A 14,950-nucleotide genomic window follows, 5' to 3' on the forward strand; every position below is an offset into this window, starting at 1 on the left:
GGCCGCGGGGTACGGCCTCCTAGCGGCCGCCGTTGTACGGGCCGTAGGGGCCGTCACTGCTCGAACCCCGGCCCCGGCCGCTGCGGCCGCCGCCGGGAAGGGCGCGGATCGCCGGGCGTACGTCGACCATGTAGACGATCGTCGCGATGAGGCCGATGATCGGCAGGAACGACAGGATGTTGAAGATCAGGTTCACCACGAAGGCGAGTCCGAGGATGATCAGCCAGAAGGGCTTGGTCTTCTTGTCGGCCGCGCGGTAGGCGTCCTCACGGCGGATGGCGGCGTCGAACAGCGCGAATCCGCTGAAAACGATCAGGGCCATGCTCAGCAGCCACATGAAGCCTGCGAACCCCTGCATCAGCACAACGTCCACCACCTGACTCGGCTCGTCATTTCGCGATTACGCGGTCACCGTACCCGTTCCCGCAAGGTCGCTACCCGGAGAACGGGCCGGGCACTCGGTAAGTGCCCGGCCCGGTGTCGTGACCTGTTCCGCGGTGCCTTACTTGGCGGGCGGCATCTTCTTCGCCGTGCTGGTCTTGCGCGGCGTGGCCTTCTTGGCGGCGGGAGCCGTCTTCTTCGCCGAGGCGGCGGGGGTGGCGGGCGTGGCGGCCGCGGCCGGCTTCGCGACCGGGGTCGTGGTGGCCGGCGTCTTGATCTCGCCCGGCTCGGCGTTCGGCTCGACGGCGATCGCCAGTTCCTCGATCTCCTCGGCGGCCTCGCCGCGCCAGGTCTTGACGGCCTGCTCGCCGTGCTCGGCGACCTTCTCGTAGGTCTCGCGGGCCTTGACGGCGTACTCGGCGGCGACGCCGACACCGCGCAGGGCGAGGTCCTGGGCGGACTCGCCGAGCTTCTTCAGGTCCGCGTCGATCGTGCTGCCGAGCTTCTTCAGGTCACCGTCGAGGCTGCTGAGGAACTCGCCGACCTTGCTCTGCAGGGTGACCTGCGTCTCCTTGACCCTGGCGCCGGCCTCCTTGGCACGGGCCTGGGCCTTCTCCTGGACCGCCTTGGGGTCGGTGCCGCGCACGGCCTCGATCCGGGCCGGCGCCTCGGCGCGGAGCTGCTCCACCAGACCGGGCACCTTCTTGGCCTCCTGGAGGGCCAGGTCACCGGCGCCGGCGAGGAAGTAGAGCGGGGTCGGGTCCTTGACGGCCTTGCGGATGTCGTCGGTGATGGCCATGGTGATGGTCCTCCCGGGTCGCTTGCTGATGAGGGTTTTGGGTCCCGCGCCGCCTGTCGGCGCGACGGCTCATCCGGCCGTCTGCTGCGGGTCGGCGTCGTCGCCGTCGGTCTTGGGGGACGTACGGGTGCTGCGGGGCTTGCGGGTGGTACGGGGCCGGCGCGCCTCCCGTACGGCGGTGTCACCGTCCGGGGCGCCCCCGGCCGGGACGTCGGTGTCCCGGAGGTCGCCTCCGGTGTCCGCCGTACGGTCGTCCGACCGGTCGCTCTGTCCGTCGCCCGGCGCGGGGGCCGCGTCCGGCGGGGCGATCTCGAAGCCGTTCTCCTTGCGGAAGGACTCGTAGATCTGGAGCAGCACCTGCTTCTGCCGCTCGTTGAGCGTGGGATCGGCGAGTATGACCGCACGTGTCTCCACGTCGTCCCGGTCGCGCTCGGCGTCGAGGATGCCGGCCCGCACGTACAGCGTCTCGGCGGAGATCCGCAGGGCCTTGGCGACCTGCTGGAGGACCTCCGCGCTCGGCTTGCGCAGCCCGCGCTCGATCTGGCTCAGATACGGATTCGACACCCCGGCGGCATCGGCGAGCTGCCTGAGCGAGAGCTGCGCACTGCGGCGCTGGTCACGCAGGTACTCACCGAGATTGCCGACGTTGAGCGATGCCATGTCCCCACTGTGCACCACTCCCGCTAACTATTGCAAGCATTCGCTTGCAATAGTGCGCCATGCCACTCCCCGTCCGCGTCACCCCGGCTCCCCCGACTGGCGTACACCGCCGCGAAGCTCCCGTGCGAGACCGGTCCACGGGACTACCGGGGCAGGTCGGCGAACCTCACCCGCACAGCGAGAACGGCGCCCGACGGATCGAGGTCGGCGTACACCGGGAAGTACCCGTCGCCCCAACTCGTCATCGCGCACAGGAGCCGAGCGTCACCGATGTCCACCGTGCCGGCCTCCGCTTCGGAGGCGCGGACCTGGCGCATCACCTCCCAGTGGTGGGAATGCGGCCGGAAGTCCACCACCATGCGTCCGCCGTTCCCCTCCTTCCACCGCAGCAGGGCGCGGGCCTTCTCCACGGCCTCCGGCACCGGCAGCCCGCGCCAGCCGCGGACGCCCTCTTCACCGGGTTCGCCCAGCTCGGGTGCCGCGAACGTGGCGGCGGCCGCGTCCGCGGAAGCGCCCCAGAACGCGACGTCGGCCAAGCCGTCCACCGGCTCCTCGTGCTGCCAGGCGTCGAGGGCGTCGGCATCACCGAAGAGCAGCCGGGCCCAGTCGACTCCGACGACACCGAGCTTCACGGACGACTCCACCGGCGCGTCGCCCGTCCGCACCGCCACCTCCGCCCAGCGCGGCCCCACCCCGTCGCCGAAGTCGACCCGCGAGGCCAGCACCGGCAGAGAACGGTCGCGCGGCACGCCGCCCACCACGACGACGGGCACCCCGAACATCAGAAACCCGCCACCGCCTCCAGCGGCGGTCCGGCGTACTCGTCGAGCATGCGGTTCGCGACCGGGCAACGCTTCCAGGCGGGCGTCCAGGCCGGCGGCCAGACAGTGTTCTGCGAACCGATCCCCGAGCTCGGCCGCCCCGGACGCGGGGATGTCATGGAGCATCACGCCCGGCTGCCGGTCGAAGCTCCGGGCCGCTGCCGCCGCGTCAGGACCGACCACGGCGAAGTCGACCGCGGCGCGGACGTCGTCGGCCAGGGCCGCGTCCTCGATACCGAGGAGCGCGGGGTCGATCTCCGCCGGCGACCGCTCTCCGCTCCACAGACCCAGATGACCGCCGTCGATGACGACCAGGGTCCCCGAGGGGCAACGGACCTCACCTAGCTCGAAGATCTCCTCCATGGCGCGGGAGTCTATGGCGAGCCGCGAACACTCCGGCACCGGCAACCGGGCCGCCCACCCCCGCAGGACGGCTGCATAGGATTCTCGCCATGGTGCTGCGACCCGTGCAGGTGAACATCAAGGCCGTCGACGCGGCCGCGGTCGGGCGGTTCTGGGCGGAGGCGCTCGGGTGGAGCGCCTACCGTCCCGGTGTCACCACCTACGTCGGCCCCGCGGGCGGTCTCGTGTGGCCGGACCCGGTCGGCCTCGGGATCGACGTCGTGCCCGTACCGGAGTCCAAGTCGGCGACGAAGAACCGGGTGCACCTCGACCTCGCCACCACCTCCCCGGCCCATCAGGCGGAGCTGGTCGCACGCCTGGAGGCGCTCGGGGCCACGCGCGCCGACGTGGGCCAGGGTGACGTGCCGTGGACGGTCCTCGCCGATCCCGAGGGCAACGAGTTCTGTGTGCTGGAGCCCCGTGAGGTCTACCGGGACACCGGGCCGATCGCCGCCGTGGTCGCGGACTGCGTGGACCCGCGGGAGGCCGCCCGGTTCTGGGGTGCGGCGATCGACTGGACCCTGCACGAGGTGACCGACGACCATGCGGTGCTGCGGTCCGCCGAGGGGGTCGGCCCGTATCTGGAGTTCCTCCGCACGCCCGACGTGAAGACCGTGCCGGACCGCGTCCATCTGGACCTGCTGCCGTCCCCGGGTGCCGACAAGGCCGCGGAGGTCGCCCGGCTGCACGCCCTCGGCGCCACCGACCTCGACCTCGGCCAGGGCGACGTCCCGTGGACGTGCCTGTCCGACCCGGAGAGCCACGAGTTCTGCGTCCTCGCCCGTTCCTGACGCGCGGGGCGTTGTCAGTGCCGTGTGCCACGCTCGGCGCATGGGGTTCTTCGATGATCTGGTGCTGGCGGAGGAACCGGCCGCCGAGCAGGACGTGTTGGCGCGGTTACGGCCGCCGGGGGAGGACGAGGGACGGTACGCGCCGCCCGTCGACCGCTGGGCGCCCGCCCTGCTGCCACAGCTCGAAGTGGTCGGGGCGGGGGCCGAGACGCGCGTCCTGGTGACGGGGTGGTCCGTGTGGCCGCAGTCGGTCACCCTGCATCTGTCGGTGTTCCGCAGGGTCCGCCGGCAGGGCGGGGACCCGCGGCGGCAGTCCGGGCTGCGGGTGGGGCTGCTGTTCTCCGACGGCCGGCGGGTGACCTCGCTGGACGGCACGGTGACGCGCAGGATCCCGTACACCGGACCACAGGGGGAGGCGCGGGAGGCGGCGACCGAGCAGGCGACCGGGCTGATCCCGTTGGACACCGGCCTGCACCACTCCCACAGATCCCTGTTCAAGACGGACGTCGACCTGTATCTGCCGGAGCTTCCCCCGCCCGGCCGGGCGCAGTTGGTGGTCGAGTGGCCGGACAAGGGCGTGCCCGAGACCCGGACCCCGGTCGACGCGGACGCGCTCCGCGCCGCCGCGGGCAGCGCGGTCGAGGTCTGGCCCGGCCTCCGGCCACCGGACCGGGAGGAGCCGTCGGGTTCGTTCGCGATGATGGAGGTCGGCGGACCGCCGGCCTTCCTCGCACCGCCCCTCGACCGACGTCAGCGCGAAGCTCTGCGGCGTGCGGAGGAAGCCCGGCAGCGCTACGTACCGCGGCCCGACTGGCAGCGCATGGGCTACGGCGAATGGGGCGACGCCGCCCTCGTCAGGGCCCGGTTGGCGGCGGGCGCCCCGCCCGACGCCCGCGTCGGATGGCAGGGCGCCACCCCGCTGCACCTCACGGCGGAACAGGGCTCGGCGGAAGCGGTGGCCGCGCTCCTGCCCCACGTCACGGACGTCGACGTGCGCGACGACGAGGACCACACCCCGCTCTGGCACGCCGTGCACAGCATGGACGAGGCCACGGTGCGCGCACTGATCGACGCCGGGGCGGACGTGTGGACCCCGCAGGCCGGACCCTGGTCACCGGGCCGGCTGCTGCTGACCACGCCCCTCGCCCCGCTGGTCCGGCACCTGCCGGGCGCGGTGGAGTTGCCGCCTGAAGAGGTGGCCGCCCAGCAGGCGGCCGACGCGCTCATCGCCGCCTTCGGCACCGAGCCCATATGGACCGAAGGGCTCGGCGTCTGCTTCGTACGGGGTCTCGGGGAGGACGAGTTGCTGCGGCGGCTCGGTGCCGATCCCGCCCACTGCCCGAAGACCGACCCCGACCACGGGCCCTTCGACCCGGGCGACTACGACGAGTCCCTGCGACATGTGGGCGTCCGGGGCGTCGACGGCACCCCCGGCGGCTGTGTGATCACCCAGGCCGGCTTCATGCCGAGCGACGACGCCGTACTGCGCGCGATATCCGCGGGCACCACCGCCTACGGGGTCTACTTCAACCCCAAGGGCGGCACCTTCGGCACCCTGGCCCGTGACGGCGAGATCGTCGCGTCCGACGAGATCGGCATCGGACCGCACGCCTCGGACCCGGCCGCCTACTGGACCTTCCGTTTCTGGCAGCGCGGGCACGACTTCCCCTACGGCGCCGACATCCTCGCCTACTGCTGCGCCGCGGCCGGCCTGCAAATCACCGACGGACGGGACGCCGTCGACGGCCAGGCACCCCGCCGCTGGGTCCCCCTGCCGACCCGACTGCAACGCTGACCACCGCACCGGCGGCCCCGGACGGGAGACCCCTAGGCGCGCCGGGCCACGAAGACCAGTTCCTTGCCCGGACGATCCGGCGCGTCCCGTACGTCCTCCACCACGAACCCCCGCGCGCCCAGTTCCGCCTCGACCTCCGCCCGCTCCCGGAACCGCAGCGTGGAGTCCGAGGTCAGCACCCGCCCGTCCGACGCGAACACATAAGTCCACCGGAAGGACACCAACTGCCCCTCCACCGCCGTGACCTCGACCCAGCTCTCCACCACCCCGGCACCGGGCACGTCGGTCACGGCGTACGACGCCTCCCGGTTCCACTCCTCCCAGGCCCGCCGCGCGGGATCCCGCGTCTCGAACACCAGCCGCCCACCCGGCCGCAGCGCCGCGTACACGCCCCGCAGGGTCCCCCGCCAGGCCTCCGCGCCCACGATCTGCTGGGCGACGTTGGCCGTCATTGTCGCCAAGTCCACGCGCAGTGGAGGAAGTTCGGACGCGTCCCCGTGGATCCAGCGCACCCGCTCACTCCCCGGCTTCCCGCGGGCCACGTCGAGCGAGGCCAGCGCGGGATCGACCCCGACGACCTCGACGCCCCGCGCGGCCAGCAGCAGCGCGAACACCCCGGTCCCACAGCCGACGTCCAGCACCCGCCGGGCCCCGAACTCCTCCACCATGCGGACGTACGCGTCGAGGTCACTGCGATCGGGATCGAGCGCGTCGTAGATCGCGGCGAGCCGCGGACGGGTGAACCCTTCGTCAGCCATGCGGGCGACCGTAGGACAGCGCGGCCCGGACGACCACTCGATATCGCCCGGTCACCGTCCTCCGCCCGCCAGCCACTCCTCGATCACCGCGAAGTCGCCGTCGCCGATCCCGACTTGGTGCTCGACCCGGTGCAGGAGAGCCCGTTCGGGGTGCTGGGCCGCCACCCAGGCCCGGTCGGCGTCGGTGATCTCGTCGTCGACCCACACGAACGGCCGTCCGGCGGCCCAGGCGACGAGCGGGCGGGTCTTCCAGTGCAGCCCGGTCCGCTCCTCGTCGTCCTCACCCGCCGGGTCCGGCCATTCCACGCACGGCAGCCGGGGCAGCCCGAGCCAGGGCGCGAGGACGGTGTCGGCGTCCTCGCCCCAGGTCGTGGCCCACACCAGTGCACAGCCGAGCGCGGTCAGACGTGCCCCGAGCGCCGGATTCACGCGGGGCAGCAGCGGGTGGTCGGCCGAAGCGCCGGCCTCGGGTGACGGCCGGCCGGTGACGGCATCCGGCCGCGGAAAGGCCGGTTCGTACAGCGGATACGACCCCGCCGCCCCGAACGGCAGCAAGGTCCCGTCGACGTCGAGGAAGAGAAGCACGCTCAGCCCTCGGCCCCGCCTTCCGCGAGGAGTTCGTCGGTACCAGCCCCCGAGCCGGCCGGCCCCGGGCCCCGCAGCGGCCGGATCCCGACATCCAGGGCCCGCTCACGACCGAGCGGATCGGCCGGAGCGGTCGGGGCGGTCGGGGGAACGTCCGCAAACTCGCTGGTCTCGGTCACGCCCCGGACGTTACCGTGCGGGTATGACTGCCGGGTCGGCCGCGTGCCGTGAGCGAGTTGGGTGCCCGGCCTCTGAGTGAGGCCGCTGGGGGTCCCCCCGCTCGAACGCAACCGAGTGCGGGGGAGGGCCAGGAGCCCGCCCCTTTCTCTCCGCCTTCGCCTCCATGAAGACCAGCGAGAGAAAGAAGAGAGAGTGCCCCACCCCGTACAGAACTTCAACCAGCGGATCATCGACGAGTTCCGCGCCAACCACGGCCAAGTCGGCGGCCCCTTCGAGGGCGGCCGTCTGATCCTCCTCACGACCACCGGCGCCCGCACCGGCGCCCCGCACACCACACCCGTCGGCTACCTCCCCGACGGCGGCGACCGCATCCTCGTGATCGCCTCGGCGGGCGGCTCGCCCCGCCACCCCGACTGGTACCGCAACCTGCTCGCGCACCCTCACGTCACCGTGGAGAACGGTGTGTTCACGTACGAGGCGAAGGCGGTCGTCCTGGCCGGCGAGGAACGGGACCGGGCCTTCGCGCGGGCCGTGGAGTCGGACCGAGGCTGGGCCGGGTACCAGGAGAAGACCGACCGGGTCCTGCCGGTGATCGCCCTGCACGAGATCGCCCGCCCGGGCCCGCCGAACATCAACGCCTCCTCCCCCGCGGAGGCCATCAGACTCGTCCACGACGCGTTCCGCCGCGAACTGGCGCTGATCCGAAGGGAGATGGAGTCAGGCACTACCACCCTCGGCGCCCAACTCCGCGTCAACTGCCTGACCTTCTGCCAGGGCCTGCACAATCACCACACCGGCGAGGACACGGTGATGTTCCCCTTCCTGGCCGACCGCCACCCGGAAGCGGCCCCCGCCCTGGACCGGCTGCGCGCCGAACACGAACACATCGCCACGCTGGTCGCCGAGCTCAGGAAGACCCTCGCCGACCCGGACCTCGACACCGTCCGCGGGGAGGTCGACCGCCTCACGTCCGAACTCGAAGCCCATCTGACGTACGAGGAGGCGCAGTTGTTCCCGCTGCTGGGCGGGGTCTGATCAACCGGCGGGGCGGCCGCCACCTGGGCACACCCTCGGGCGGCCGCCACGACCGGACACCAACGGCACGCCCTAGAACGGCAACGGCCGCCCGTGCACCACCACCAGCCGCGACACCGCCCGGGTCAGCACGACGTACAGCCGGTGCAGCCCCCGTTCCTCCGCCTCCGCGATCGCGGCCGGCTCGACGGCCACGACGTGGTCGTACTCAAGGCCCTTGACCACACTCGCCGGCACCACGCTCACCCGCGCGCCCAGTTCGTCCGGCCCGGCGCAGGCGATCCCGGCCGCGTCGAGGGCCCGCCGCACACGTGCCACGTCGGCGTCGGCCGCGACGACCCCCACGGACCCCTCGTACGCGAGCGACTCCCGTACGGCGTCCACGACCGCGCCCGGCAGGCCGTCCGGGGACGTGGGCCGCACCGCCAACTCACCGTCCCCCCGCAGCGACCGCCCTTCCGGCACCTCCACGTCCAGCCGCGCGAGGAGCCGGTTGGCGAGGGCGACGACGGCCTGCGGCACCCGGAACCCGGTGGTCAGCGGTACGACGGCCGCGTCCGGCTTGCCGAGGTGCCGCAGGACGGTGTGCCACGAGCGGGCCGCCCAGGGCGTGGTCCCCTGCGCCAGGTCACCGAGCACGGTCACCGACCCGAAACGGGCCCGGCGGCTGATCGCCCGGCACTCCATCGGGGACAGGTCCTGAGCCTCGTCGACGACGAGATGCCCGTACCCCTCGGGATGCTCCACCAGCCCGGCGACCTCGTCCAGCAGCACCTGGTCGGCCGCCGACCACCGCGCCGACTTCCACGACCGCGGCGGCTTGGCCCACAGCAGGTCCCTCTGCTCCTCGGCGTCGAGAATCCCGTCGGCGGCGGCGGCCAACTCCTCGCTCCCGGCCAGCAGTCCGGCCACCACCTCCTCGGGCCGCACCTTGGGCCACACGGCGTCGAGGAAGGCCCCCATCGCCCGTGACCGGGAGACCCGTTGCACCCAGGCGGCGTTCTGCGGCCCGGCCCGCCGCTCGGCCTGCAACTGCACACTCCGCACCACCCGCCCGCGCACCCGCTCCCGCCCGATCCCGTACGGCGGTTCCTCCTGCCGTACGTCCGCCACGATCCGCGCGAGTTCGCCGGCACCGACCCGCCAGCGGTACGAACCGTCCCTGATCTCCAGGGAGTCGACCTGCGCGGTCGACACACGGGCGTACAGCGCCCGGCGCAGCACCTCCGCCATGCGGGGATCGTGCTTGAGGACGGCGGCGGGACGGGCGTCGACGGCCGTGACCGGATGGCGGGCGATCTCGTCCTGGAGCGTGGACTGCCGTACGCCGCTCTCGCCGAGCGCGGGCAGCACCTGGGAGATGTAGGAGAGGAAGGTCCGGTTGGGCCCGAGGACGAGGAGCCCGCCGCGCCGCATGCGCTGCGGGTGGGTGTAGAGCAGGTAGGCGGCCCGGTGCAGCCCGACGGCGGTCTTCCCGGTGCCCGGAGCGCCCTGGACGCACACGGAGACGGCGAGGTCACCGCGTACGAGGTCGTCCTGCTCGGGCTGGATGGTCGCCGCGATGTCCCGCATGGGTCCGACGCGGGGCCGTTCGATCTCCCGGGCGACGATGGCGCTGACCTGCTCCGGGCCCCCGTCCCTGAGGTACTCGTCCTCCAGCCCGGTCAGGTCCGCGGAGTCCCCCTTGCTCCCCGGCGCCCAACCGAACCGCCGCCGCACGGCGACTCCCCGCGGATCGCGCGGGCTCGCCTGGTAGAAGGCGCGGGAGACGGGCGCACGCCAGTCGACGACGAGCGGCGGGGCGGCGGGATGCTCGGTGATCCGCAGCCGGCCCAGGTGATACGCCTGCCCGGCGTGCTCTCCCCGGTCGAACTCCAGCTTCCCGAAGAACAACGGCCCTTCGGGCAGCTCCCGCATCTCCTTGGCCTGACTCCGCAGCCGGTACCCGAGGACTTCGGCGTCGGCCCCGGAGGCGGAGACGTCCTCCCCGACGACGACCTGCTCCTGTGCCCCGTCGACCATGGCGGCGAGAGCGGCACGGCAGCGGTCGTGGTGGACGCGCTCGCGGTGGAGGGACTCGTTCAGGGCGGAACGGGAGGGAGCGGGCTCGGCTGACGTCATGAGGACGAGCGTACGCGCAAAAAGCAACCGAGTTAAATTCTTTACCGGGTCACTATTAGGTGAGCCAGGTCAGCCCGCCCGCCAGCACCCCGAACGCCCGCTCGGCCGCGGCCACGGCGTCCCCCCGCACGTCCTCGATCCGCTCCCCCGCGGCGATCCGCCGCCAGTTCTCCAGGGCGAGCACCCGCCGTACGGCGATGATCTGCCCCGCGGCCAGCCGCGCGTCCAGATCACCCCCGAGCACCTCGGCGAGCGCGGCCTCCTGCCGCTCCAGGTGGGTGTGCGCCCGGGCGACCAGCGCGGGAGTGCCGTAGAGCAGCCGGTGGAAGGCGAGCACCTGGGGATGATCACTGAGCCCGGTGGCGGGATCCGCCCGCTCCAGCCCCTCGAGGAAGTGCCGGCGCAGGGCGAGGAGGGGCGGCTCCTCGGACTCCGTCACCACCCGCGCGGCCTCGTCCTCGTGATCCGCGATCCGATGCAGGACCAGGTCCTCCTTGGCCGGGAAGTACCGGAACAGGGTCGGCTTGGAGATCTCGGCGGCAGCGGCGATCTCGGCGACGGACACGGCGTCGAAGCCCTTCTCCAGAAAAAGCCGGATGGCGATCTCGGAGACGGTCTCGTACATCTGCCGCTTCTTGCGCTCGCGGAGGCCGGGGGTGGTCATGGGGGTGAGCCTACGCACCGGGATCCGCGGTCAGGACGCCTTGAGCGAGGCGGGCGCCTTCGGCACGACACGCCTGCGCAGCCCCAGAGAGCCGGTGGCGGCGGAGAGGGTCATCTCGTACGCGTCGACGGCCCGCCGTACGTTCGGCGTGCTCAGTGCGGCGCCCGTCGTCATCCGGTCCAGGTCGACGTACGCCGAGCGGATCTGCTCGATCCAGCGGTAGACGCGCCAGTCCCGCTCCCACCCCACGACACAGCCGGAAGGAAGCTTCCTGCTCCAACGGTCGAACATGCGCACGCGCATCTCGGTGCGGGTCGGCGTCAGGTGCAGATGGCGTACCAGGTCGTAAAGAGGATCGCCGATCATCCCCATCTCCCAGTCGATGATCGTCAGCCCTCCCTGGCGCCCGCCACGCACCAGATTCCAGGGATTGAGGTCTCCGTGCAGGAGGACGGGGGCACGGTCGGTCACCTGGTACCGGCCGAGGATCCGCCGGAGCAGATCACCGTCCGGCAGACCCCGCTGCTCGGCGGCTCGCAGGGTCTCGGCGGGAAGAGCGGTGACGAAGTCCGCCAGCCGTTCGGCCAGCCAGCGGTAGAAGCCCTCCTTCGGCTCCTCCGACGGCAGGGACGAGTGATCCACGCCGGCCAGCGCGGCGAGTTCGTCGACGAGTTCGTCCGCCTCGGCGGGCAGCAGCCCGTCCACGGGGTGCTGGGGAGCCGCGCCCTCGGGACCCTCGTACGTGTGGATCGCCACATGGCGCCCGCGATCGTCGTAACCGAGAGCCAGGATGCGCGGGGTCCGCACCTCCACACCCGACTGCTCGATCACCTGCAGGACGGCGTGTTCGGGGAGAAGCCCCTGCTCCCGGCGGGGGGCCGCCGCGGTTTCGCGCCGGACCACCACGGAGTGGCCGTATCCCTTGAGCCGGACGACGGTGTTGAGATGAGCCGTCCCGCGGAAGACCCGGTCGGCCGGGGCGATCCCCTCCACCGCCAGGGCGCTGCGCACCAGGTCCGCCGGAAAGTCGTCCCGCTCGGGTACACGGTCGTCACGCCGCCACCGGAACAGCGTGTGCGGCACCCTGTCGGCCTCCCGCGCGAGGCGCGCGGCCTGCCAGCGGAACAGCGCGTCGGCGATCTCCTTCGTCGGCGGGACCTCGGACACTCCAAGCAGGCCGGCGGCGCTCTCCAGAGCCGTACCGATATCAGCGGCCGCCGCCAGCAGCGGGCGGTCCTGGACCGAGTCCCCGAGAGACCTCGCCGCGCGGACGACCTCGTCGTACGCGGCATGGATGCGCTCGAAGCGGACGTAGTGAGGGAGGTCGCGACCGAGACCGCCGACGGCCTGCGGCCTGGTGCGCCGCATCTCGTCCGCCCACGCCTGAACAACTTCGTCCACCTGGTCCTGCGGGTATCGCATCCGCACCACATGGCTGGCGAGACCGTGCAGCGGGTCTCCGTACGACGCCGAGGTCCAGTCGAGACGGGCCACCGAGAGCTTGGGGCCCTGCAGGACGGTGACGTTCTCGCGGGCGAGGTTGGTGAGCAGGAGAGCGTAGGGCCGGCGGGACAGGGCGGGCACCTGCTCGGCGAACCGCATCAGCCCGTCCTCCGGCACACCGAGAACGGCGAACAGCCCGCCGATCGCCGTCCGATGGGGGTCGAGCATCCGCCGCTGCGCCTGCCGCACGAGAGTGTCCAGGTAGGCCCTGCTGTCCCGCTCGTTGCGCGACCACTCGGCGGGCAGCGCGGGCAGCGCCTCTTTGCGAACGAGCGTCAACTGTGCGAGGAACCGGGCCAGTACGCCGATGGTCAGGGAGTCGACGGGTTTGTCGGACGGACAGGCCAGAACCGGTTCACCGATCCCCGTCCGGGGAGGCGCCACCCGTGCTGCCGTGGAGAGCTCACGGATGTATCCGTTGCGAAGAAATGCCGTCAGCACGGCATTACGGACTTCGCCCCCGCGGTCAGGCCAAGCCCCGATCGCCACCCATGCTCCTGAAAGCCTAGTTCTAAACATCGAAAACGATGCGCATCCAAGAAAATTGATGCACACGATAGCGGCACGCGCCTGTCCGCACGGCCCGGATGCGTCCTTTGGAGGGAGACCTGTCGGCTATGTCAGAGACGTGCCGGAGTTTTTAACGTCTCCGTGCCCGCTTCGTTACGTCGCCAGGAGCCGGCCGGCCGAGTCGAACCATCTGCTGCCGACTGCTCAGGCAGGACTCTGCAGGACCTCCAGAACCTGCTCCATGGAGCGCACGACGACCTCGGCGCCCGCTTCCTTCAGGATCTGTTCCTTGTTCTCGTCACGCGCGTAGCCCAGGAACGCGACCCCGGCCTGCCGCGCCGCCCGGAGGTCTGTGTGCGTGTCGCCGATCATCAGAGTGGTCGAGGGCAGCGCCCCCATGGCCTTGATGGCCTGATCCAGGCAGTGCGGGTTCGGCTTCATCAGGTCGAGGTTGGGCGTGCGGCCGTAGACGTGGGGAAAGCAGTCCGTCAGCTTGCGGCTCTCGACGTAGGCCGTCGCCGCGACCGCCGCGTTGTTGGTGGTGATCGCGAACCGCGCGCCGAGCGACGACCAGGTCCTGATCAAGGGGTCCGCGTACGGCGTGGGCATCGCCGTGGCCACGGCCATCAGTTCGCGCCGAGTGAGCCACTCCTCCAGCTCGAGAACCAGGTCGCTTCCCCGGTGTCGTTCGTGCACACCGCGCAGGGTCTCCTGCGGGTCATTGCCGGATCGTTCCTGCTCGGTGAGCAAGCCGCCCATCCCCAACTGGTCGATCTTCTCCACCAGTTCCCCGGCTATCTGGTGTGCCGGATATCCCGCGAACAGCCGGCAGATCGGTCCGTCCATGTCCCAGAGCACGTACCGAGCGGAGGCGACCAGTGATGCGAGTCGTGCTGTCTCTGCTGTCACCGGTTCAGTGTGCGTCGTCTCAGGAGTCACTAGGAGAGTGTCAGGTCCGTCGTGATGGTTTCCCAGAGGGCGTCGAACCACTTCTGGGACTGCTCCACGAACGCGGCGTCCCGTTCCCCCGCGCTCTTCTCGAACGAGAACAGCAGCGACTCCGTGCCCAGGACGTCGTACATGTCGAGCGTTCCGGTGTCGGTCGCCTCCTCCCTGCGCGCGACCATGTAGTACGCGATCAGCGCCTCCACGCCGTTGAGCAGGTACAGCTTCACCGGCGGGGTGAACGGCAGGGCGCGGAACCTGACCTTGACGTCGATGCCGTGGGAGGAGCGCAGGGAGCGGAGGTTGTGGCGCAGGACGTGACCCTGGGCGTTGCGCATCTCCAGCCAGCGCTGGTGGACCGGGTTGTCGTCGTCGGGGGCCTCGACCGGGACCGGGAAGGCCAGGTTGATGTCGCGGGAGGGCAGCAGGATACGCACGTCGATGGACTCGGGGTGCAGGCTGCCCTCGTGGATGAGACGGACCGGTTCGCTCAGGGCCACCATGAGCGTCTCCGCCGTCAGGCAGGCCGCGTCGATCCGGACGTGAGGAGTGGCGAACGCGTCGGCCAAGCGGGGCGCCAGGGCCACCATGGTGGGCTGCGGACTCCCCTGGGTGACCGGCACCTCCGCGATCCGCGGCGGGCTCCCCTTGCTCACGTTGCTGAGCAGTCCGTCCTCCTGAAGGGCGCGCAGCGCCTGGCGGACCGCGCCCCGTTCCACCCCGAACTCCTCGGCGAGCTCGGCCTGGGTGGGGAGGCGGTCGCCGGCCTTGAGATCGCCCGTGCGGATGCGTTCCCGCAGGGTGTCGGCGATTTCCTGGGGCGAGAGCCTTCTGCTGCCGTTCACTGCCACGTTCTCCTGGGTCACGACCAAACGGTACAACTCCAATCCATCTGTGGGGAGTTGTCGCGAAGTTGTTTATCAACTGCCGCCAAGTGGGGACAACATAGTTAGAGTTGGTTGCCAACTTGATTGAGTTGGCGGAAGTTTTGCCTCCGCAC

15 protein-coding genes are annotated in these 14,950 nt (G+C 71.5%); 3 read left to right on the forward strand and 12 right to left on the reverse strand.

Annotated elements, in window-relative coordinates; translation table 11 throughout:
• Positions 1–19: 19 nt before the first annotated feature.
• The 4 genes from ACIQJT_RS28515 to ACIQJT_RS28530 all read right to left on the reverse strand — a co-directional run bounded on the left by ACIQJT_RS28515 (position 20) and on the right by ACIQJT_RS28530 (position 3,024).
• Positions 20–358 (reverse strand): DUF2516 family protein, encoded by a 339-nt coding sequence (locus ACIQJT_RS28515; protein WP_030318102.1) that lies wholly within the window; start codon positions 356–358, stop codon positions 20–22.
• Positions 359–502: 144 nt separating this feature from the next.
• Entirely contained in the window at positions 503–1,180 is a 678-nt protein-coding gene (locus ACIQJT_RS28520) for a hypothetical protein (protein WP_402648239.1), read from the reverse strand.
• Between the two features lie 69 nt (positions 1,181–1,249).
• Positions 1,250–1,840 (reverse strand): helix-turn-helix transcriptional regulator, encoded by a 591-nt coding sequence (locus tag ACIQJT_RS28525; protein WP_365452396.1) that lies wholly within the window; start codon positions 1,838–1,840, stop codon positions 1,250–1,252.
• A gap of 143 nt (positions 1,841–1,983) precedes the next feature.
• Positions 1,984–3,024 (reverse strand): hypothetical protein, encoded by a 1,041-nt coding sequence (locus ACIQJT_RS28530; protein ID WP_402648244.1) that lies wholly within the window; start codon positions 3,022–3,024, stop codon positions 1,984–1,986.
• 89 nt (positions 3,025–3,113) lie between these two features.
• Here ACIQJT_RS28530 and ACIQJT_RS28535 point away from each other — a divergent pair, with 89 nt between their 5' ends.
• Together ACIQJT_RS28535 and ACIQJT_RS28540 are read left to right on the forward strand one after the other, a co-directional pair.
• Positions 3,114–3,854: a VOC family protein gene (locus tag ACIQJT_RS28535; protein WP_402648246.1), complete on the forward strand. Its 741-nt coding sequence runs from the start codon at positions 3,114–3,116 to the stop codon at positions 3,852–3,854.
• 40 nt (positions 3,855–3,894) lie between these two features.
• A complete protein-coding gene (locus tag ACIQJT_RS28540) occupies positions 3,895–5,649 on the forward strand; it encodes an ankyrin repeat domain-containing protein (RefSeq protein ID WP_402648248.1) in 1,755 nt (584 codons plus the stop codon).
• A gap of 32 nt (positions 5,650–5,681) precedes the next feature.
• Here the strand turns inward: ACIQJT_RS28540 and ACIQJT_RS28545 are convergent, their stop codons facing one another.
• The 3 genes from ACIQJT_RS28545 to ACIQJT_RS28555 are packed head-to-tail and all read right to left on the reverse strand — an operon-like array spanning position 5,682 to position 7,171.
• Positions 5,682–6,407 (reverse strand): class I SAM-dependent methyltransferase, encoded by a 726-nt coding sequence (locus ACIQJT_RS28545; RefSeq protein WP_365452416.1) that lies wholly within the window; start codon positions 6,405–6,407, stop codon positions 5,682–5,684.
• Between the two features lie 51 nt (positions 6,408–6,458).
• Positions 6,459–6,992 (reverse strand): HAD domain-containing protein, encoded by a 534-nt coding sequence (locus tag ACIQJT_RS28550; RefSeq protein WP_402648252.1) that lies wholly within the window; start codon positions 6,990–6,992, stop codon positions 6,459–6,461.
• Between the two features lie 2 nt (positions 6,993–6,994).
• On the reverse strand, positions 6,995–7,171 hold the full coding sequence (locus ACIQJT_RS28555; RefSeq protein WP_402648254.1) for a hypothetical protein: 177 nt from the start codon (positions 7,169–7,171) through the stop codon (positions 6,995–6,997).
• Positions 7,172–7,364: 193 nt separating this feature from the next.
• On the opposite strand from ACIQJT_RS28555, the gene ACIQJT_RS28560 reads away from it, so the two are divergent.
• Positions 7,365–8,207, forward strand: coding sequence for a nitroreductase/quinone reductase family protein (locus ACIQJT_RS28560; RefSeq protein ID WP_402648258.1), 843 nt, complete (start codon positions 7,365–7,367; stop codon positions 8,205–8,207).
• 72 nt (positions 8,208–8,279) lie between these two features.
• Here the strand turns inward: ACIQJT_RS28560 and ACIQJT_RS28565 are convergent, their stop codons facing one another.
• The 5 genes from ACIQJT_RS28565 to ACIQJT_RS28585 all read right to left on the reverse strand — a co-directional run bounded on the left by ACIQJT_RS28565 (position 8,280) and on the right by ACIQJT_RS28585 (position 14,822).
• Entirely contained in the window at positions 8,280–10,328 is a 2,049-nt protein-coding gene (locus ACIQJT_RS28565) for a HelD family protein (protein WP_402648261.1), read from the reverse strand.
• Positions 10,329–10,383: 55 nt separating this feature from the next.
• A complete protein-coding gene (locus tag ACIQJT_RS28570) occupies positions 10,384–10,992 on the reverse strand; it encodes a TetR family transcriptional regulator (RefSeq protein WP_365452424.1) in 609 nt (202 codons plus the stop codon).
• A 30-nt stretch (positions 10,993–11,022) separates the two neighbouring features.
• The gene (locus ACIQJT_RS28575) at positions 11,023–12,936 is read right to left on the reverse strand and encodes a phosphotransferase family protein (RefSeq protein WP_402648264.1); all 1,914 of its coding nucleotides are present in this window, start codon (positions 12,934–12,936) and stop codon (positions 11,023–11,025) included.
• A gap of 273 nt (positions 12,937–13,209) precedes the next feature.
• The gene (locus tag ACIQJT_RS28580; protein WP_402648266.1) at positions 13,210–13,995 is read right to left on the reverse strand and encodes an HAD family hydrolase; all 786 of its coding nucleotides are present in this window, start codon (positions 13,993–13,995) and stop codon (positions 13,210–13,212) included.
• Positions 13,944–14,822, reverse strand: coding sequence for a winged helix-turn-helix domain-containing protein (locus tag ACIQJT_RS28585; RefSeq protein WP_365452580.1), 879 nt, complete (start codon positions 14,820–14,822; stop codon positions 13,944–13,946). Before ACIQJT_RS28585 ends, ACIQJT_RS28580 begins: the two co-directional genes overlap by 52 nt.
• Positions 14,823–14,950: the final 128 nt, after the last annotated feature.

The sequence above is a fragment of the Streptomyces sp. NPDC091972 genome (genome assembly GCF_044756385.1).
GTDB lineage: Bacteria > Actinomycetota > Actinomycetes > Streptomycetales > Streptomycetaceae > Streptomyces.